Raw genomic sequence first — 20585 nt, 5'->3', positions numbered from 1 at the left:
AATTTGGAATTTAATTTTACAACACAGATTGGATAAATTTCTAAAATTTTTAAAATCTGTGTTGCTATCTTAATTATAGTATTAAAAAGTTTTTTAAAATTTGTTCACCTGCTTTTCCACTTTTTTCGGGATGAAACTGAACGCCGTAAAAGTTGTTTTTTTGTAAAGCACTTGCATATTCGAATTCGTAATTGGTTGAAGCAATCATTTCAGCACATTTCGGTGCGTAATAACTATGAACCAAATACATATATTCATTTTCTTTGGTGTTTTTAAATAAGTCGGTCTTCAAATTTGTAATGGTATTCCAGCCCATTTGGGGCACTTTTACAGCATTTGAAAAGCGTTGAACGTTAACATCAAAAATTCCTAAACCTTTGGTATTTCCTTCTTCCGAACTATTGCACATCAACTGCATTCCTAGGCAAATTCCTAAAACTGGTTGCTTTAAATTAGGAATAATTTCTGCCAAACCGGAAGCTTTTAGTTTTTTCATAGCACTACTCGCCTCGCCAACACCTGGAAAAATTACTTTATCAGCGGATTGAATCATTGTAACATCATTTGTCAAAATCCCTTCAAAACCCAAACGTTCTAAAGCAAATTGGATACTTTGAATATTTCCGGCTCCGTAATCTATAATTGCAATCTTCATTATAGCATTCCTTTTGTGGATGGTAAAATCATTTTCTCGGTATCGCGTTTTACGGCAACTTTTATAGCTTTTGCAAAGGCTTTAAAAATCGCTTCAATTTTGTGGTGTTCGTTTGTTCCTTCACATTTGATGTTTAAATTGGCTTTTGCACCGTCTGTAAACGATTTGAAGAAGTGAAAAAACATTTCAGTTGGCATTTTTCCGATCATTTCGCGTTTGAATTCGGTTTCCCAAACCAACCAATTTCTTCCTCCAAAATCAATCGCGACTTGTGCTAAACAATCGTCCATTGGTAAGGAAAATCCGTAGCGTTCAATTCCTAATTTATTTCCTAAAGCGGTTGCAAACACTTCTCCAAGTGCAATTGCCGTGTCTTCAATTGTGTGGTGTTCGTCGACTTCTAAATCCCCTTTGACTTGAATGTCTAAATCCATTTGTCCGTGACGAGCGATTTGATCCAACATATGATCGAAAAATGAAATTCCCGTGTCGATGTTACTTTTTCCTGTTCCGTCTAAATTCAATTGGATAAAAATATCCGTTTCATTGGTTTTTCTTGTGATTGAAGCGGTTCTTTCGTCTAACTTTAAGAATTCATAAATCTGTTTCCAGTCTGTTGTTTGTAAAGCGATTACATTTTGTAATTCTTCAGCTGAAGCACTAATTTCGCTTCCACCTAAATCGGCTTCATTTTTGATAAAAATTGCTTTTGAACCTAAGTTTTTAGCTAATTCCACATCGGTAATTCGGTCACCAATCACATAAGAATTAGCCAAATCATAATCCGAATTGTTCAAATATTTGGTTAACATTCCAGTTCTAGGCTTTCGGGTTGGTGCATTTTCTTCCGGAAAACTTCGATCTATAAATATTTCTTCAAACTTAACTGATTCATTTTCAAAAGCTTTCAAAATAAAATTTTGAGTTGGCCAAAAAGTATCTTCGGGAAAACTTGAAGTTCCTAAACCATCTTGATTTGTTACCATTACCAGTTCGAAATCTAATTCTTGAGCGATTTTACTCATATATTGAAAAGCTTTCGGATAAAACTCTAATTTGGATAAACTGTCTAATTGATAATTTTCGGGTTCTAACACTAAAGTGCCGTCTCTATCAATAAATAATACTTTTTTGGACATTGTTTATGGATTTTATTAATTCAAATACTTGTTCGTTTTCTTCTTTTGTTCCGATGCTAATTCGTAAGCAGTTTTCGCACAAAGGCTGATTACTTCTGTTTCTAACCACTACTCCATTTTCTAAAAATTGTTTGTATCTAAAACTGGCATCATCTACTCTTATCAATATAAAATTGGCATCTGAAGGATATATTTTTTCAACAAATTCGCAAGTTTCAAGCAATTCAATCAACTTCTTTCTTTCGGTAATTATTTTCTTTACTTGAGCTGGCATTGTACTTTGCAAAAGCTTTTTAACTGCAGTTTCTTGCGACAAACCGTTGATGTTGTAAGGAGGTTTTATCTTATTTAAAACGGTAATAATTTCTTTGGAAGAATACAAAATTCCGATGCGTAAACCTGCCATTGCATAAGCTTTTGAAAGCGTTTGTGTGATAATTAAATTTGGAAAATCACTCAACACACTCAACCAACTCTGATCTTCCGAAAAATCGATATAGGCTTCGTCTAAAACTACTAATCCGTTAAAACTATTCAAGATTTTAATTACAGAAGAATCCGTAAAAGAGTTTCCTGTTGGATTATTTGGTGAACATAGAAAGATAATTTTCGTATTTTCATCGACTGCATTTAAAATCGCATCAACATTAGGTTGAAAATCCTCATTCAATAGCACTTCTCTGTTTTCAACTGCATTAACGGAAGCTAAAACTTCATACATTCCGTAAGTTGGTGGCAACGTGATGATGTTGTCTTTATTGGGTTCGCAAAACGCTCGGTAAACCAAATCTAAGACTTCGTCACTTCCATTTCCTAATAAAATGGACTCTTTTGGAACGTTATTTTTGTCGGATATTATTAACTTCAATTCTTTTTGTTGCGGATCAGGATAACGATTCATTCCGTTAGAAAACGGATTTTCATTGGCATCCAAATAAATCATATTTAAAGTAGCATTGTCGAATTCATCTCTTGCGGAAGAATAAGGCTTAATACTTTTTACGTTAGCCCGAGTTATGGCTTCTAAATTAAAATTCGTCATAATTATTTCTGATTTAAACGTAATGTAACTGCATTTTTGTGCGCTTGTAGGCCTTCTGCTTCTGCCATAACTTCAATGGCTTTTCCAATATTTTGTATGCCTTCTTGCGTAATTTTCTGAAATGTCATTGCTTTTAAGAAACTGTCTAAATTTACACCGCTATAACTTTTTGAATATCCATTTGTTGGCAAGGTGTGATTGGTTCCAGAAGCATAATCTCCTGCACTTTCTGGTGTATAATTTCCGATGAAAACCGAACCTGCATTTTCAATTTGGTTTACAAAAAAAGCTTCATTTTTAGAACAAACAATAAAATGTTCTGGACCATATTCGTTAATTAAATCCAAAGCCGTTTGCTCGGTTTCTACATAAATTAACTTCGAATTGTTGATAGCAACTTGAGCGATTTCCTGTCTTGGTAAGACTTTTAGTTGCTTGTACACTTCTTCTTCAACGTCATTTAAGATGTTTTTATTGGTCGTAACCAAAATTACTTGACTGTCTTTTCCGTGTTCGGCTTGACTCAATAAATCAGAAGCCACGAATTTTGGATTGGCAGTTTCATCTGCATAAACTAATAATTCACTTGGACCGGCTGGCATATCAATTGCAACGCCATTTTGCGAAGCATATTGTTTAGCAATCGTAACAAATTGATTTCCTGGTCCGAAAATTTTATATACTTTCGGAAGTGTTTCCGTTCCAAATGTCATTCCGGCAATGGCTTGAATTCCGCCAACTTTATATATTTTAGTCACGCCACATAATTCTGTCGTGTACAAAATTGCGGGATTGATATTTCCGTTTTTATCGGGAGGCGTACACATTACAATTTCTTTGCAACCCGCAATTTTTGCCGGAATTGCCAACATCAAAACCGTTGAAAACAAAGGAGCAGTTCCGCCAGGAATATACAAACCAACTTTTTGGATTGCTCGTTTTTCTTGCCAACAAGTTACGCCAACTGTAGTTTCAATTTCAATTTTTTCTGTTTTTTGTGCTTTGTGAAAGTTGTAGATATTCGATTTGGCCAATTGAATGGCTTCTTTTAACTCTAAAGAAATTTCGTTTTTTGCTGAAGCTATTTCTTGAGCGGTTACTTCCAGAGCTTGCAAATTTACATTATCGAAAAAAGAAGCGTATTTGATGATGGCTTGATCGCCTTTAGTTTGTACTTCTTTGAAAATTTGTTTTACCGTTTCTTCAACATCGGTGAAAGATTTCGTGGGTCTTTTGCAAATTGTAGCCCAAGTTTCGGGTTGTGGATTGTATATTTTATTCATTTTAAATGTCTTTTTTAGTTGTTTTATAATTACAAAACCATTTTTTCTATTGGACAAACCAGAATACCTTCGGCACCAGCTTCTTTTAATTGATCGATAACTTCCCAAAATTGTTCTTCGTCAATAACAGAATGTACGCTACTCCAACCTTCTTCGGCTAATGGCATAACTGTTGGACTTTTCAAAACGGGTAAAATTCTACTGATTTCCGTAATTTTATCATTTGGAACATTCATTAAAATATATTTCGATTTTCTAGAACGTAAAACCGATTGCATTCGGAATTGAAGTTTGGCAACTAAGGCGTTTACATCGGCTGAAATTTGAGGAGAAACCGCTAAAACCGCTTCGCTTTTTAGAATAACTTCCACTTCTTTCAATCCATTTTTAAATAGAGTGCTTCCGCTAGAAACGATATCAACAATGGCATTGGATAGGCCAATATTCGGAGCAATTTCAACCGAACCTGAAATTTGATGAATATCCACTGAAATTCCTTTAGCAGAAAAGAAATCGATTACTGTTTTTGGATAAGATGTTGCGACGCGTAATCCATTTAAATCTTGAATTGAATTATACTCGAAATTCTTTGGAACGGCCACTGAAACTTTACATTTTGAAAAGCCTAATCGTTCGGCAACAACAATATTTTGCGCTTTTTCGACTAACAGATTATCGCCCACAATTGCGATATCTACAACGCCATCAATCAAATATTGAGGAATATCAGAATTTCTTAAATAATAAACTTCTAATGGGAAATTGGAAGCAGTTACTTTTAATTGATCGTTTCCGTTGTAAACAGAGATACCGCAGTCTTTTAAAAGTTGAATACTTTCATCGTGTAACCGACCTGATTTTTGGATAGCAATTTTTAAGGTGTTCATTTTTTATTTTAATTTTTTAAAAAAGTACACCAAAAAAGTTTTAAAATGTTTTCCAACAAAAAACCCGTTTGATGTACTCAAACGGGTTTATAATTATTTTGGGTTATTACACAAAAACATCATTGCCTAGCTTGAGCTTGGTTTAAATGATGGTTATGATGTAAATTAGTTGTAAACATTGTTCTATTGTTATTTTTAACTTTGCAAATGTAACAACTATTTTTTCGAATAAACAAAATGTTTTAAAATTTTATGTTTTGTTTAAGCTAGAATTAATTTGTTAGATCAAAAACTCCTTTAGTTAAAATTTTAGTATTTTTATTGATGCTTGAAGAAAGAATGATTTCAGAAAACCCTTCTGTTTTTTCACCTAAAGTAACTGCTACTTTTTTGAAAATTAGGTCGTTTTTATCATCCGTTACTACCAATACAAATGTTTTGTTGTCTTCTAAAATAACAGCTTCCGATGGCACTCCAAAACCTTTCTTAGATGCCGTGATTATATTGGCTTCGACGAACATTCCTGAAAGCAGTTTAGCTTTGTCAGCTGCATTCAATTCGCCAAAAACAGGAATTGTACGGTCTTTATTTTCAATAGATTTTCCAACTTTATGAACCTTTGAAGTAAATACTTCTTTGCTGGATTCTGGTATTGAAAAAGTAATTTTTTGTCCTTCTTTCACATTTAAAATATCCTTTTCAAAAATGGATAAATTTAAGTTTAAATAGTTGGTATCTACAATTTCTAAGACAACATCCGATGGCGACATAAACATTCCAACATTAGCATTCATAACGGTTATATCACCCGAAATAGGTGCTGTTAACGTAATTTGTGAAGTGAAATTCCCTCTTTCAACGCTTGCTGGATTGATGTTTAAAAGTGCTAATTTTTCTTTTAAACCTTGATACATTCCACGGCTACTTTTGTAATCACTTTCTGCTTTAAGATAATTTTTCTGCGAAGAAATTTTCTCATCAAACAAAGTTTTCTGACGTTCAAATTCTGATTTTAAATACGTTAGCTTTTCGGCTAATTCTAAATAATCTTTTTGTAAATCTAAATACTCGGTGTTTTCTAATGTAATTAAGGCTTGACCCTTTACAACTCTATCGCCAACTAAAAGTTTTGTATTCTTTACATAACCGCCTAAAAACGGGGTAACTTTTGCACGATATTGTGGCGGCACATCTATTTTTCCAGATGTTTTTATAGTCACATCAAAATCTTGTTCCATTGGTGTTTCAATCTTCATATTAGAAGAAGAAAACTGCTCTTTAGTAACCATAATTATATTTTCGTCAACGGTTGCAACTTCCTCTTGTTCTTTATTTTTACAAGAAAAAATAACAAGTGAAAAAACGGCTAATAGTATATATTTTTTAAGCATCTTATTAATAATTTAGGTATTGTAAGTCTAGTTGTGTTCCGTTATATTCTATTAATGCATCTAAATATTCCATTTGAATTGTAGTAGCATTTTCTAAACTGAGAATGTATTGAAAAAAGTCGATTTCCCCGTGTTTGTAACTCATATCGCCCACTTTAATAATTTCGGTTACTAACTTTGAACCATATTCATTATAATACTTTATGGCTTGTAAATGTTGGTCTAAAGTAGTGCTAGCAACTTTAATATAAGTGGCTATTTTTTGTTCTTCCTCTAGTTTTTGTTGTTCCCAGGATTGCAATTCTAATTTGGCAACTTTTGATTTTGATACATTTCCAGAGAAGAATAACGGAACAGCAACGCCAACTTGAAATCCGTATAAAGATTGTGATATTCCTGTGTTTTTCCCTTGGAAATATTCTAGATTCAAATCAGGTAGCCAATTTTGATTTTCACGTTTAATTTTACTTTTATAAGTATTAGTAATGCTCTCAAAATATGCATTATATAGTTCTTTATTTAAATTATTAGTCAAATTATATAAAGGTTCAAGTTTCGTAGTTTTGATCAAAATTTTTTCATCCGATTGTACTAATGAATTTAGAATTTCATATTGTTTAATTTTCTCATTTTCCAATTGTTTTAATTTCAATCTAATCTGATAGAATTTAGCTTGAGCTGTAATTTTTTCTAAATAATTTGTTTCTCCTAATTCAAATCTTCTATCACTTGCTTTCGTGAAATTTTGGTATAAACTATCTAAATAAGTATACGATTTCTCTTGATGTTGCAAATACACGATTTGATAATACGTCTTTGAAATTTCTAAAGAAAGCTTGTTTTTTTGAATTTCAAAACCTGATTTTTCCTTTTCATAAACGGCCGAATTCACTTTTTTCTGTGCACCGTAAACTGTAGGAAATGAGAAATTTTGTTGCACACCAAATACTTTTAAAGGTTGATCATTAACAGCTAAATTATTCTGATCATAACTGTAATAAACATTTGTCTTTTCAAAATCATAAGCTGTTTTGATTGAAGCTTTCGATTTATCAACCTGCAATTGTCCAGATTTAATTCCTTTATTATTTTGAATTCCTTTCGACACAAGCTCTTCTAATTCTGGATTGTCATTCTGAGCAAATCCAAAACTTGATCCTAATAAAAATAAAAGAAGGAGCGTTTTATTCAGTGCATTTTTAGATTGAAGTTTTTTTAATTGTTTTTCTTCAAATACTTTAAATAAAACCGGTAAAACTAGCAAGGTTAAAATTGTTGCGGTAAATAATCCTCCAATTACTACTGTTGCTAACGGACGCTGTACTTCTGCTCCTGCCGATGACGAAATTGCCATTGGTAAAAAGCCCAAAGCGGCGGCCGAAGCGGTTAACAAAACAGGTCTTAGTCGGTCTGCTGTTCCTTTTAAAATTAATTCATTCATATCTTTCATTCCTTGGTGTTTCAATTCTTTAAAATGCTCAATTAGTACGATTCCGTTTAATACTGCAATTCCGAAAAGGGCGATAAACCCTACTCCTGCTGAAATACTAAAAGGTAAATCTCTAATCCAAAGAAACAAAATTCCTCCGACAGCAGATAATGGAATCGCAGAATAAACCATTAAAGCTTCTTTTATTGAGCCAAAAGCAAAATACAACAAGATAAATATCAAAAATAATGCAACTGGAACCGCGATTAGTAATCTCGCCTTAGCACTTTCTAAATTTTCAAATTGTCCACCATAAGTTACTCTGTAACCATTAGGCATTTTAATTTTTGTATCGATAATCTTCTTTACATCGTCGACAACACTTTGTAAATCACGGTTTCTTACGTTAATTCCAACAACAATTCTGCGGTTGGTATCATCTCTAGAAATTTTCGCTGGACCTTCTGTATATTTAATGCTTGCCAATTCGCGTAATGGAATTTGTTCGCCATTTGGAGTTGCCACATATAAATTACGTAAATCTTCAATATCTTCCCGATTTTCTTGCTTCAAACGAACCACCATATCAAAACGTTTTTCGCCTTCAAATACATTTCCAACTGTTTTTCCTGCAAAACCGAGTGCGATTGCATCATTTAAATCGGAAATATTTAAACCATATCTTGCCACTTTACTTCTGTCATAATTAACAACCATTTGAGGTAAACCTTCTGTTTTTTCAATAATTATGTCTGAAGCTCCCTCCACATTTTTTATTGCTTTTTCAATTTCAGTTGCTTTTTTCGCTAAAATTTCTAAATCCTCTCCAAAAACTTTCACAGCAATATCTGAACGCGAACCCGAAATTAATTCGTTAAATCGCATTTCGATAGGTTGCGTAAATTCGATTTCCATATTTGGAATTTTCTTCTCGATAGCAATTTTCATTTTATCGGCTAAATCATCTTTATTTTTAGCAGAAACCCATTCTGATTTTGGTTTTAACTTAACGATTACATCACTTTCTTCCATACTCATTGGATCTGTTGGCACTTCTGCGGCACCAATTCTACTGACCACTTGAGAAACTTCTGGAAAGTTTTTAAGAATTATTTTTTCAATATTTGTAGTAATTTCAATAGTTTTACTCAAGGAAGTTCCCGTTTTTAAAACAGGTTGAATTACGAAATCGCCCTCATCTAATGTCGGAATAAATTCGCCTCCCATTGTTGTGAAAACACCAATAGTGATAATGAATAATGCTACTGCTCCGTATAATACTTTTTTAGTATGATGCAACGCCCAATTGATTACAGGGAAATAAAGTGCATTTAATTTAGCAATTAATCGGTTTGAAATTGATTTCGGATTTTCTTCTTTTGGTTTTAAAAAAAGTGAAGAAACTACAGGAACATAAGTAAAACAAAGCAACATAGCACCTAATAATGCAAAACTAAATGTCATTGCCATTGGTTTAAACATCTTTCCTTCTACTCCAGAAAGTGATAAAATCGGAATAAATACAATTAAGATGATTAATTGACCGAAAATGGCCGAATTCATCATTTTAGAAGCACTTTTATAGGTGATTTCATCAATTTGAATTTGTTGGTCTTCTCTGGATAATCCGACTAAATGTTTCGATTTATGGGCGATTTGAAAGGCTATAAACTCGACAATAATTACGGCTCCATCGATTATAATTCCAAAATCAATTGCACCTAAACTCATTAGATTGGCATCGATATGGAAAATATTCATAAATGAAATCGCAAAAAGCAAACACAACGGAATTACGGAAGCAACTACTAAGCCTGAACGCCAATTTCCTAATAATAAAACAACAACAAAAATCACGATTAAACAACCTAAAATTAAGTTTTCAGCTACTGTAAATGTTGTTTTTCCTACTAATTCACTTCGTTCTAAAAAACCATTGATATAAACGCCTTCTGGTAAGGTTTTTTCAATTTCAGTAACTCTATGTTTTACATCGTCAATTACTTGTTTAGAGTTTCCTCCTTTTAACATCATAACTTGACCTAAAACCTTCTCTCCTTCACCATTTCCAGTAATTGCTCCAAAACGATTGGCGTGACCAAATTTCACTTCGGCAATATTTTTTATATAAATTGGCGTTCCGGAATTGTTATTAACTACGATGTTTTCAATGTCTTCTAACGAAGTTACTTTTCCTTCTCCACGAATAAAATAACTCTGATTTACCTTTTCGATATAAGCTCCGCCGGCAATACTGTTGTTATTTTCTAAAGCTTTGAAAACATCAGTTGTATTGATATTCATCGCTTTTAAACTTGCGGAATTTATAGCAACTTCATATTGTTTTAGATAACCACCCCAAGTATTAATTTCAACAACCCCTTTGATTCCTGATAATTGTCTTTTTACAACCCAATCTTGAATGGTTCGTAAGTCGGTAACGGTATAATTGTCTTTAAATTCGGGCTTAACTTCTAGCGTATATTGATAGATTTCTCCCAAACCGGTTGTAATTGGTCCCATTTCTGGTGTTCCAAACCCTGCTGGAATTTTTTCGGAGGCTGATTTTATCTTTTCGGCAATTAATTGTCTTGGAAGATAAGTTCCAATTTCTTCATTAAAAACAATAGTAACTACGGATAAACCGAATTTCGAAATGGAACGAATTTCTACCACTCCAGGTAAATTAGCCATTTCAATTTCCACAGGATACGTAATATATTGCTCAATATCTTGTGTTGATAAATTTGCTGAAGTAGTGATTACTTGCACTTGATTATTCGTAATATCAGGCACAGCACCAATGGAAATTTGAAAAATGGAAAACAATCCAAATCCGAAAATTCCTAATGTAAATAGTAAAACGATTAGTTTGTTTTTTAAACTAAAAGCGATAATTTTTTCTAACATTTTATTAAAATAATAAAATTAATAAATAGCATTTATCTGTTTATTAGATAAATACGGACATTACTAAAGCAATCGTTTGAATTTTAAACGATTAATATGTTAGGCTATTTTAGGCGGAAGCCAAATGGAAGTAAACAAGTTCGACTTGAACGAATTTTTATAAACAAATGTTTCATTCGTTACAATAGCAACTTTTTCAGTTTCCAATTTAAAGTGTGAAATTGGAAACACAAACAATACATTTGACGTATGATCAAACGTTTTAAAAGGTAAATTTTGATGTTCGTCTAAATCGTTATCCGTGTTTTTAGCATAATGATCTTTGATGAAATCAACAAATGAAGCAGAAGAATTTGAAGCTTGTTGAATGTGTTGTTTGTAATGTTCTACTAAATTAGGCACTTTCAACAACTCTCCTATTGATGTGTTTGCACACAAAAATACGGTTATTAAAAAAAATGTGACTAATTTATTCATAAGACAAATTTAATGAAAATATAGCAAAGTATTACTTTATTGTAGCTTTACTATTTTTATCAAAATTAACACAAAAATATCGGAAAACTCTTAAGAATTACTTAAGTTCGGCTAAAGAGAAGCTTAATTTGAATTCACTTCCTTCATTTTGCTCGCTAGTTACTGAAACTTCAATTTTTAAAAGGTTGCAGAGGCGTTTTAAGATGGAAAGTCCTAATCCTGTACCTTTTATATTAGTATGATTCGTAGCATCCGAACGGTAAAATGAATTAAATATTTTTTCTAAATCAACTTTTGAAATTCCAATTCCAGTATCTGAAATTGAAAAGGAAACCTTACTATTTTCTTGCTGCAAAGAAATACCGATTTTACCATTATCATTCGAATATTTAACCGCATTTGAAATTAAATTTCCAATAACTATCGAAAGCAAATAATTGTCGGAATTCACATAAAAATCATCTTTAAAATTAGTTTCAATTGTAATTTGCTTACTTTTAATTTTATCAGAATAACGTGCTAAATTATCTAAGACTAAAGCATTCAGATAAATAGATTCATTTTTGATGTTTTGTTTCTGATTTTCGAATCTTGCTAAAAGTAATAATTGGTCGACCAAATGATTCAAACGATCCACTTCTGTAATACAAAAATTGATTTTTTCTTCGTATTCCTCTTGATTTCTGGGCTTTCTAATCAAAACTTCCATTGTTCCTTTTATGACGGCTAATGGCGTTCTCAATTCGTGCGAAGCATCAGAAGTAAACTGTTTTTCACGCTCAATTGCACTTTCTACTCGATCTAAAAGATTGTTGATATTCTCCGATAAAACATATAATTCATCTTTATTTGCAGGCAATGGAATTCGTGTTTGCAGATTATCTCTTGTGATTTTAGATGAAGTATCAATTATTGTTTTTACAGGATTAATACTTCTCCCTGCAAAGAATCTTGCGATTAAAAACAATACAATTAATATTAATGGGAACGTTACCAATAGAATGTTTTTCAGAATTAAAACAATTTCAAAATCTTCTAAAGACATAGCGACAACTAGATATCCAACGATTTTATCATTATTAACAAGTGCCTTCTGAGTTTGTCTAACTGGAATTCCGTTTAGAGTGGAATTAAGGTATTTATCATTTTCTGAATTATCAAAAAGAGAAAGCTTTGAATTATTTAAGTTTGGTGATTTATCAATTAATTTACGCTCAGCATCGTAAAATTCAACAAAAACAGGATTCACATTTATAGCATTATGTTCGCGTTCCCGCCACTGCTCCATTTGAACAATATAAGCATCGTTTTTATCAAAAGAAACATCATCTAAATGCGTCAATAATTCTTCTTGAAGTTCGCCATTTACGTGAAGATTTACACTGTATTTCACAATGTTATATATAAATAGAAAAACGACAGCAATCAGAATTGAACTACTGACAATGTAGTTAAAAGCGATTCTATTTTTGAATGAAAATGATAAATATTTAGTCATTTGCGATATATCCTACTCCTCTAATAGTTTTTATTAATTCTTGTTCCTTCGTTAAATTTAGTTTTTTTCGAATCGCGTTCATAAATACGTCAATAACTCCGGTATCATACTCGAAATGAATGTTCCAAACGTCTTCAATAATTTTATTTCTCGTGCAAACTTTGCCTTTGTTTTTGATCAAATATTCTAATAATTCAAATTCGCGTTGGGTTAAAGCAACTTCTTTGTTATCTACGAAAACCTGAAATTTTGATTTGTCTAATTTGATTGTTCCTAAAGTTAAAATCTTTGTTTCGTCTTTCGATCGGAAGTGAATTTTTATACGTTCCAGCAATTCTTCAAATGAAAATGGCTTTTTGATGTAATCATTTGCACCCGCTTTTAAACCTTCAATCGTTTCTTGAACGGTGTCTTTTGCAGTTAAAAAAATGATTGGTGTCAATATATTTTGCTTTCTAATTGCTTTGCATACTTCAATTCCAGTCAAATTTGGAAGCATCCAATCCAAAAGAATTAAATCGACTTTTAAAGATTTCGCCTTCTCTAAACCATCTTTCCCATTAAAAGCTGTAGAAACGGTATAACCTTCTTCTTCTAAACCTTGTTTTAGAAAATCGACAATTCCTTTTTCATCTTCAACTATTAGAATGTGCATAGCAATTAGTGTTATTGAACTACAAATTTAATTCCAAAGGTAACAATATTGGCTTTTAAACCATCATTTCTGTCGTAATGATTGAATCTCAAATCAATATTTTTTAGTCCGAATTTCCAAATTTTTGCATTGGTAAAAATATCAGTATAACTCATACCAAATCCATATTGATTGGCATTAAATGAAGACAAATCATAATCTGAAGTATAGAATTTCTCAGTCGATAAATGTGTTTCATAAGGTGCAAAATACTTTGATTTTTGCTGTGTATAATAACGATATGTAGGATAAACCGTGAATTTATCAGACAATTTAATTGGAATTTCAATACTTGCGGTGTGCGAAGTAATTCCCCAATCGTCCCAATAATATCTGTAATAAGTGCGAAGCGTTAAGCGTTCGTTCAAATAATAATTTAGCCTTGCTCCTACGGGAATTTTAAATCGAGTTCCTGGCAAACGTTCGATATCATCAGCTAATTGATAAACGCCATTATTTTGCGTAGTTTGATAAACTGGAATATTCGAAGGTTGACCTACATAATAGTTGGCTTTATCGGCAAAATAAACTCTTTGGTAAGGCGTTGACAACATTCCTTCTTGATGTAAAATATCTAGAAATAAGGAAAATTGCATTTTTTTAGTGGCCACTTGTGAAAAACCCAATGAAGCCGAATATGAATTTCTGTTTGTTTTATCCCATTCTGAAAAATTTGAAGGCGAATAGCCTAATGACGGACTTCCACTTTGATCAAAAATTGTAAAACCGCCAAAATTTCCAGCTAATTCTTTTGGATAAATTGGTCGCCATTGGTCTAAATATGCATTTGCTTTTAAAGAAATTTCGGTATTTTTATTGTTGAATAATTTACTAATTCCCCCACCAAAACCAATTGAAGTATAATCGTATTCGTTTGAAAAAGAGACATCTGCATTCCAAATAAAATTTCTATCATCGCTACTATGACTATAATTTACGGCAACCGAAGTTAATGCATCTTGAGCCGAAGCACCGGAAGAAGCTTGCCAAGGAGAAAAAGTACTAGAATCATAAGGATTAATATTACTGGATGATGCCGAAGTATAAGCTGAAAGTCCGGCATCAACAGTTAAAACATCGTCTTCATTTAAAGGCATTGCAATGATTATGTTTGAAGTTATATCCATTAGTTTTTCTGAACCTATTCCACCAGAAACAGCCGAATGTTTTCCGTCTTGTTTATAATAACTTGCTAAAAAATCGACTTCTATGTTTTCAAGAACTCGTTTTTTATAGACAACTTCGGTTGTATCTTGCTCTTGTGAAAAAGACGCCAAAGACAAGAATGTTACTAAAATAGTGGTTATTTTTTTCATTTTCTTCGAATTAATTGCATCCACAACCGCCTCCGGTTTTTCCACCATTTGCTCCTGAAGCTCCTTCGCGATAGACCTGAAAAGTAGTTTCATAACGTTCTGAAGTTCTTGCGGAAAGTTTCATTTCGGGATCATTAATATATTGTTTGTCGTATTCTTTTACGGAATTGCAAGAAATAGCTGAAACTACAACTACTGATGCTAAGATTATTTTTTTCATTTTATTGGTGTTTTTTAATGTCTATTTTGTTGGAAACGTGAACGCCACCTTTATCATCTACAATAATGCAGTCGATTCCGTTTAATTGATTTACTAAATCTAAGCCGACTTCTATTCCTAAAACGAAAATTCCTGTGGCTAAAGCATCTGCTAATTCGGTTTGTTTGGCAAAAACAGAAACACTTACAATTCCCGAAGCCGGATAACCTGTTCGTGGATCGATAATGTGTGAATATCTTTTTCCTTTAAATATTACAAACTTTTCATAACTGCCAGATGTTTCAACCGCACTTTCATCTAAAATGAAAGTAGCAAAAACCTTATTTTTATTCATTGGGTTGATGATTCCAACGCTCCAAGGTTCGCCATTTGGTTGTTTTCCCCAAGTATTGATATCACCCGAAACATTTACTAATCCGGAAGTGCATCCTTTTTCTTGCAATACTTCTTTAATTTTATCAGCAATATATCCTTGAGCAATTCCGCCTAAACCTAATTTCATTCCTTTATTCTTAAGGAAAATAGTTTTGTCTGTGGGATTTAAAATTATGTTTTGATAACATACTTTTGCAACTGATTTTTTAATAGCTTCTTCTGTTGGTATTTTTTTCATACTTCCGTCAAACTTCCAAATTTTATCCATTGAAGCATAGCTAATATCAAAAGCTCCTGAAGTTAATTTCGAAATTTTAATCGCTCTTTCGACCAAATCAAATACTTCTTGGTCTACTTTTATAGGTTTGATTCCTGCGTTTTGATTTACTTGTGAAATTTGGGTGGTAGGAATCCAATCGGAAACTAAATTTTCAATTCTTTTCACTTCTAAAATCGCCAAATCAGTATATAATTTAGCTTGAACAGAATCAGTTGCAACAACCGTAATTTCAAACGGACTTCCTAACAAACTTTGCTGTTTCTTGAAAATCTGTTGACTAAAAGCTACTGAATAGTTTATTAAAAATATAAGAAATGTTATTTTTTTCATTTCTCAATTTGGGTATAAATCATTTTAATATACTCTTCTGGAGAAACGTTTTTAAATCCCATTTTAGCGATTACTTTTCCGTTTTTGTCCATCACAATAACAAGCGGAAAACTACCTTCTAAATTGTATTTTTCAGCTAATTTTTGGTTGTGTTCTGTTTGCTCTTTTGACAGCTCATTGGCTTTTTTTCTAGGAAAATCAGCTCTAACTAAAATCCAGTTTGAAGCTTCTTTTTTAAAAGCTTCCGATTGCCAAACATTTCGATCTAATTTGATACAAGGTGCACACCAATCTGATCCCGAAAAAACGACAATAATAGGCTTGTCTTCTGCAGTAGCGGTTTTCTTTGCTTCCTCGAAATTGTATTGCCACTCTTGAGCAAATCCAATATTAGAAAGCAAAATTAGGAGTACAAATAGTATTTTTTTCATTTTAAATTAACTTTTGCTATTGATTGAATTTTTGAATAGTAAAACTCGACTCTAAGATAGTATAAATAGGTGTCGCTTAAACAGATAATTATCTGTTTAAGCGAATCTTAATTTTACTTCAATTTTCCATTTATAAATAAATAGTCTGCGGTTTGATACCACGAAATAGTTTCATCTAATTTAGCTTTATTCATAGGAACTAGTTGCAAATGATTTGAAGTGGCATTCCATAAATAATTAGCATTGTGCTTTTGGTTTGATAAAATCATTACGTCGTTATCGGTTTTATGTGCTAATTTTAGATAAGTTCCCATCAAAGCTCGTTCTTTATAGCTGTTTGATAAAACATTTGTTCCGAAGAAGTTAGACGTATAATTCCAATGCAGTTGACCAAAAAGTGTTGGAAAAATATCAATTTGACTGCATAATTTGGTGACTTTTTGAGGTTGAATTAGATTTTGTCCATAAATAATTGCTGGAATATGGTAATTTGCCACGTCAATTTCATCTTTACCAGCACTACTTGCACAATGATCAGCAATAAATACAAAAATGGTGTTTTTAAACCACGGTTTATTTTTAGCTTTTGCAAACATTTGTTGCAATGCATAATCAGAATATTTTACGGCACCATTTCTACCCGTTCCTGATGGTATATCTATTTTGTTATTTGGATACGTATAAGGTCGGTGATTAGAAGTCGTCATTATAAAATTCAAAAAAGGCTTTTTCTTTTGATGGTATTCATCGGCCACTTTTATCATTTTATTATAAATGTCTTCATCGCAAATTCCCCAAGCATTTTCAAAAGTCACTTCGGAATCATCGATATTATGACGCGTAGTTTTCACTTCATTTCCTAAAATGCTTCCTCTTCCTCGATCGTAAATATCAAAACCATTTCCACCATAAAAGGCGTTCATATTGTCAAAATAGCCATCGCCACCATAAAAGAAATTACATTGATAATTTTTGTCTTTAAACACATTTGAAACGGTGTATAAATTAGAATTATTTGGTCGTTTTACGATACTTTGACCTGGAGTTGGTGGAATTGATAAGGTTACCGCTTCCATTCCTCGAACAGTTCTGTTTCCGGTAGCATACAAGTTTTTAAAAAACAAACTTTGATTGGAAATACTGTCTAAAAAAGGCGTTATTTTGTATTCATTTCCAAATTCAGTCATAAAACTAGCACTCAAACTTTCGATCAAAATAAAAACAACATTAGGTTTTAAATTACTATCTAAACTATCCGAAATCTTGCGTTTGATGGAATAATCGTTGTTGATAAATTGTTCATTATCTTCTTTTAAATTTGTTCGAACTAATTTAAAAGCTTCTTCATCTGAAATGGAAGAATAAAAGGTTTTATAATCTAATTTATTATTTCTGAATTCGGCAAAAAAGGAATAAATACCAGCTTTAGATATTTCATTATTGTACCGATTTTCAGACCATTCTGCATTTGAATTTGAGATAAAAAAAACGTAAAACAACATTAAAAATAACGAAATTACAAAAGGAATAATTCGATTTTTAAAAGGCGTTTTTGTACTAAAAGTTTTAGCAAAAAAGTCGTTTTTATAGAAATAATAAAAAATTATTCCCGTAATGAAAAGCATTGACGGAATTAAAATATATAAAGGATACGATTCGTTAATATTCTGAATTACTTCGAAGGTATATATCAAATAATCGACGGCTACGAAATTGAATCGGCATTTGAATTCTTCCCAAAATGTGATTTCGGCGAAAAAAGTAAATACAAAAATTAACAAAGTGATACTAAATCCGAAGAAAATAGCGATTTTATCTAAAAGACTTCCAACAAATCTTTGCGGAATTAGTAAAAGATATAAAGTGCTGATTACAAATAGAAATGATAAAACGCCGATATCAAAAAGTAATCCGGTAGCTAAAATCTTCAATAAACTAACTACAGAGAGGTCTAAATCGTTTAATTGCCAAACTAAAAAAACGATTCTTAATAGCAATGAAAACAAAAGAAACCAACCTGAAAATCCGAGTAAAAGAGCATATCGATTAGAAAAAATGGCACCAACTTTCATATAATAAATTTTATACAAAGTTGAAGTTATACCGATAAAATTCGCTTAAGGTTAACTTAATTGCAACTTAATTTTTACTTAAGTTATAACAAGCCATTGTATTTTCGGGTGAACCATTCGATTGCTAAAGAAGCGATTAAAAGTAGTAATAACCAAGTCCAATCAATAAGTGGCGATTTCTTAATTGTTGTTTTTTGAATTGGAATATAATTTTCATTTTCAACTAACGATTTAATTAACTGCTCCATTTGATTTGGATAAAAGACCGCACTATTTGTATTGCTTGCCAATTGTTCTAATCGGGTTTTATCTGGGTTTACGAATTGCTTTTCGATATCAAAATCTAAGACTTCAAAAACTCCAGAAAAACTTGAATTGGATTGTTTTTCGGTAATTTTGAAGGAATAATTTCCTGGTTCTAAACCATCTAAGTTTACTTTATAGTTATTCGTAGCTTTTAATAAATCATATTTTTTAGACGCTTTCGTTTTGGTATTGACTACTTGGATGGTTAATTGTGCTTTTTCGTCAAATTCATAGTTTTTATTGAAGAATTCGGCTGAAATTTCAATGTTTTCGCCAGAATTATAAAAACTCTCATACGTTACATTCAAGTTCTTTTTTGAAGCATTCGTCATTAAAAACTGAATAATTTTATCGGTAAACAAATCGAATTCATCAAATGATTTTTTATTGATGTTGGTTTCCAAACGCCATTTCCAAATGTTTTCTCCTACTAAATAAGCGTTTCTTATACTTCCATTTTCTGCGAAAGTTAAGATAGGATTTTGCAATTCCACATTTCGGATTCTTGCCGAAAGTAAAGTTGAAACATTATTGTTTGATATTATAGTCCCAAATTTATGTTGCAAGGGCGGAAAGTTTTCAAAGCCAATATTTGGTTGTGCAAAAAGATTAAAACCAGCATCAAATGTAGCCAAATAATCTTCATTTTGTGACGACATTTTAAACGTTAAATCCGATTGTATTTGGTTTACGAAATTAAAATCGGTAGTCGTTCCGGTAATGATAAACGTATTTAATTGCGTAACTTTATTTTGATCAATTATTGTTTTAAAAGTAGCATCCGGTTGATATAAAATTAAAACATTATAATTTTCTAATGCTTTGATTTCATTTGGTTTAAGAATAGTTACTTTACGTTGCTGATTAACTTCAATACTTCTTTTCAATGCACTTAAATCTGGATGATTTATGGTTGAAATTAAAGCGATTTCACTTCTTTGATCAATCACTTCAACGGCAAAATTCTTACTATTATTAAATGTATTTTTTTCTTTTACTTCAGATGAAATTACGGCTTTGTATTTGGCAATTCCTACTTTATCTGCATTCAATAAAACTGAAATGGATTGTGCTTTTTTATCTTTTGAAAAGGTAATATTTTGCTTGTGAATCGTTTGATTTCCATTTTGAATAGCAAAAGTTGTCGAAATTGTTTGATTTCCGTTGTATTGTAAAAACACTTCCACCGGAAATTTATTCTTTAGAAAAGCGTATTTATTTACGTTAATCTGATTAATTTTCAAATCGAAAACTGTGGTAGTATCGCCTAAAACCACTGGAAAAACGCTCGTGTTTTCTTGGAAACTAAACAAATAATCATTTCCCATAGTCTGATTTCCATCGGTAAATAATACAACTGGATAATTAGCATTACGGAATAACTGTTTTAGATTTTTTGCAACACCATCAATGTGCGATTGTGTTCCTTTGAAATCTAATTGTTCTAAAGATTTGAAATCTTCATCAAACGAAAACAACTGGACATCATATTTTTCTGTGATGTCTTTATTGTTGGCAATTTTCTGATATAATTCACTTGCTTCTTTTGTAGCTTTTAATTCGGCAATAGATTTCGAATTATCAACGACAATTGGCAACGGAGTTTTCTTAATTTCGGTAATTTTTCGACTAATAATTGGATTAATTAGTAAAACGAAAATCGATAATAAACTTAAAAAACGTAAAAAAGCCAAAAACCAATACACTTTTGATTGGTTTTTGACTTTATAAATATATTGATAAAAGGACAAGCCGACAGCAATTATTACTGATAAGATAAGTAGGAGAATTGTATTGGTTGTCATTTTTATTTTAGTATTCAGTGTTCAGTTAATAGTGTTCAGTTTAGC

General features: G+C 31.8%; 16 protein-coding genes. All 16 read right to left on the bottom strand.

What is annotated here, in order from left to right; genetic code table 11:
- Positions 1-73: 73 nt before the first annotated feature.
- The 16 genes from hisH to T1L09_RS05440 all read right to left on the bottom strand — a co-directional run bounded on the left by hisH (position 74) and on the right by T1L09_RS05440 (position 20540).
- Positions 74-655: an imidazole glycerol phosphate synthase subunit HisH gene (gene hisH / locus T1L09_RS05515; protein WP_322549955.1), complete on the bottom strand. Its 582-nt coding sequence runs from the start codon at positions 653-655 to the stop codon at positions 74-76.
- Entirely contained in the window at positions 655-1794 is a 1140-nt protein-coding gene (gene hisB, locus T1L09_RS05510; protein ID WP_322549954.1) for a bifunctional histidinol-phosphatase/imidazoleglycerol-phosphate dehydratase HisB, read from the bottom strand. Before hisB ends, hisH begins: the two co-directional genes overlap by 1 nt.
- Positions 1769-2836 (bottom strand): histidinol-phosphate transaminase, encoded by a 1068-nt coding sequence (gene hisC / locus T1L09_RS05505; protein ID WP_322549953.1) that lies wholly within the window; start codon positions 2834-2836, stop codon positions 1769-1771. The genes hisB and hisC overlap by 26 nt, the downstream gene beginning before the upstream one ends.
- A gap of 2 nt (positions 2837-2838) precedes the next feature.
- Positions 2839-4119: a histidinol dehydrogenase gene (gene hisD, locus T1L09_RS05500; RefSeq protein ID WP_322549952.1), complete on the bottom strand. Its 1281-nt coding sequence runs from the start codon at positions 4117-4119 to the stop codon at positions 2839-2841.
- A gap of 29 nt (positions 4120-4148) precedes the next feature.
- The gene (hisG, locus tag T1L09_RS05495; RefSeq protein ID WP_322549951.1) at positions 4149-5006 is read right to left on the bottom strand and encodes an ATP phosphoribosyltransferase; all 858 of its coding nucleotides are present in this window, start codon (positions 5004-5006) and stop codon (positions 4149-4151) included.
- Positions 5007-5278: 272 nt separating this feature from the next.
- On the bottom strand, positions 5279-6397 hold the full coding sequence (locus T1L09_RS05490) for an efflux RND transporter periplasmic adaptor subunit (RefSeq protein ID WP_322549950.1): 1119 nt from the start codon (positions 6395-6397) through the stop codon (positions 5279-5281).
- 4 nt (positions 6398-6401) lie between these two features.
- A complete protein-coding gene (locus T1L09_RS05485) occupies positions 6402-10736 on the bottom strand; it encodes a CusA/CzcA family heavy metal efflux RND transporter (RefSeq protein WP_322549949.1) in 4335 nt (1444 codons plus the stop codon).
- 99 nt (positions 10737-10835) lie between these two features.
- A complete protein-coding gene (locus T1L09_RS05480) occupies positions 10836-11213 on the bottom strand; it encodes a hypothetical protein (RefSeq protein WP_322549948.1) in 378 nt (125 codons plus the stop codon).
- Between the two features lie 97 nt (positions 11214-11310).
- Positions 11311-12711, bottom strand: coding sequence for a sensor histidine kinase (locus T1L09_RS05475; protein WP_322549947.1), 1401 nt, complete (start codon positions 12709-12711; stop codon positions 11311-11313).
- On the bottom strand, positions 12704-13366 hold the full coding sequence (locus T1L09_RS05470) for a response regulator transcription factor (RefSeq protein WP_322549946.1): 663 nt from the start codon (positions 13364-13366) through the stop codon (positions 12704-12706). Before T1L09_RS05470 ends, T1L09_RS05475 begins: the two co-directional genes overlap by 8 nt.
- A gap of 11 nt (positions 13367-13377) precedes the next feature.
- Positions 13378-14721 carry a DUF3570 domain-containing protein gene (locus T1L09_RS05465; protein WP_322549945.1) on the bottom strand — a complete coding sequence of 448 codons (1344 nt, stop codon included), beginning with the start codon at positions 14719-14721 and terminating at the stop codon, positions 13378-13380.
- 10 nt (positions 14722-14731) lie between these two features.
- Positions 14732-14941, bottom strand: coding sequence for a DUF4266 domain-containing protein (locus T1L09_RS05460; RefSeq protein ID WP_322549944.1), 210 nt, complete (start codon positions 14939-14941; stop codon positions 14732-14734).
- Position 14942: 1 nt separating this feature from the next.
- On the bottom strand, positions 14943-15926 hold the full coding sequence (locus T1L09_RS05455) for an FAD:protein FMN transferase (RefSeq protein ID WP_322549943.1): 984 nt from the start codon (positions 15924-15926) through the stop codon (positions 14943-14945).
- Positions 15923-16357, bottom strand: a complete 435-nt coding sequence (locus tag T1L09_RS05450; protein ID WP_322549942.1) for a thioredoxin family protein — start codon at positions 16355-16357, stop codon at positions 15923-15925. The genes T1L09_RS05455 and T1L09_RS05450 overlap by 4 nt, the downstream gene beginning before the upstream one ends.
- Positions 16358-16470: 113 nt before the next feature.
- On the bottom strand, positions 16471-18429 hold the full coding sequence (locus T1L09_RS05445) for an LTA synthase family protein (RefSeq protein WP_322549941.1): 1959 nt from the start codon (positions 18427-18429) through the stop codon (positions 16471-16473).
- 83 nt (positions 18430-18512) lie between these two features.
- Complete coding sequence (locus T1L09_RS05440) at positions 18513-20540, bottom strand: hypothetical protein (RefSeq protein WP_322549940.1); 2028 nt, start codon at positions 20538-20540, stop codon at positions 18513-18515.
- Positions 20541-20585 lie beyond the last annotated feature (45 nt).

It is taken from the genome of Flavobacterium psychraquaticum (assembly GCF_034497725.1).
GTDB lineage: Bacteria > Bacteroidota > Bacteroidia > Flavobacteriales > Flavobacteriaceae > Flavobacterium > Flavobacterium psychraquaticum.
The sequence above is the reverse complement of the archived record's forward strand: the minus strand, read 5'-3'. Positions and strand labels throughout refer to the sequence as shown.

What these genes read in the sequence shown, in the direction of transcription:
- T1L09_RS05470 (WP_322549946.1), bottom strand. Translation starts at nt 13,366, where the DNA reads ATGCACATTCTAATAGTTGAAGATGAAAAAGGAATTGTCGATTTTCTA.
- T1L09_RS05440 (WP_322549940.1), bottom strand. Translation starts at nt 20,540, where the DNA reads ATGACAACCAATACAATTCTCCTACTTATCTTATCAGTAATAATTGCT.
- T1L09_RS05480 (WP_322549948.1), bottom strand. Translation starts at nt 11,213, where the DNA reads ATGAATAAATTAGTCACATTTTTTTTAATAACCGTATTTTTGTGTGCA.
- hisC (WP_322549953.1), bottom strand. Translation starts at nt 2,836, where the DNA reads ATGACGAATTTTAATTTAGAAGCCATAACTCGGGCTAACGTAAAAAGT.
- T1L09_RS05455 (WP_322549943.1), bottom strand. Translation starts at nt 15,926, where the DNA reads ATGAAAAAAATAACATTTCTTATATTTTTAATAAACTATTCAGTAGCT.
- T1L09_RS05485 (WP_322549949.1), bottom strand. Translation starts at nt 10,736, where the DNA reads ATGTTAGAAAAAATTATCGCTTTTAGTTTAAAAAACAAACTAATCGTT.
- T1L09_RS05490 (WP_322549950.1), bottom strand. Translation starts at nt 6,397, where the DNA reads ATGCTTAAAAAATATATACTATTAGCCGTTTTTTCACTTGTTATTTTT.
- T1L09_RS05475 (WP_322549947.1), bottom strand. Translation starts at nt 12,711, where the DNA reads ATGACTAAATATTTATCATTTTCATTCAAAAATAGAATCGCTTTTAAC.
- T1L09_RS05445 (WP_322549941.1), bottom strand. Translation starts at nt 18,429, where the DNA reads ATGAAAGTTGGTGCCATTTTTTCTAATCGATATGCTCTTTTACTCGGA.
- T1L09_RS05460 (WP_322549944.1), bottom strand. Translation starts at nt 14,941, where the DNA reads ATGAAAAAAATAATCTTAGCATCAGTAGTTGTAGTTTCAGCTATTTCT.
- hisH (WP_322549955.1), bottom strand. Translation starts at nt 655, where the DNA reads ATGAAGATTGCAATTATAGATTACGGAGCCGGAAATATTCAAAGTATC.
- T1L09_RS05465 (WP_322549945.1), bottom strand. Translation starts at nt 14,721, where the DNA reads ATGAAAAAAATAACCACTATTTTAGTAACATTCTTGTCTTTGGCGTCT.
- hisG (WP_322549951.1), bottom strand. Translation starts at nt 5,006, where the DNA reads ATGAACACCTTAAAAATTGCTATCCAAAAATCAGGTCGGTTACACGAT.
- hisD (WP_322549952.1), bottom strand. Translation starts at nt 4,119, where the DNA reads ATGAATAAAATATACAATCCACAACCCGAAACTTGGGCTACAATTTGC.
- T1L09_RS05450 (WP_322549942.1), bottom strand. Translation starts at nt 16,357, where the DNA reads ATGAAAAAAATACTATTTGTACTCCTAATTTTGCTTTCTAATATTGGA.
- hisB (WP_322549954.1), bottom strand. Translation starts at nt 1,794, where the DNA reads ATGTCCAAAAAAGTATTATTTATTGATAGAGACGGCACTTTAGTGTTA.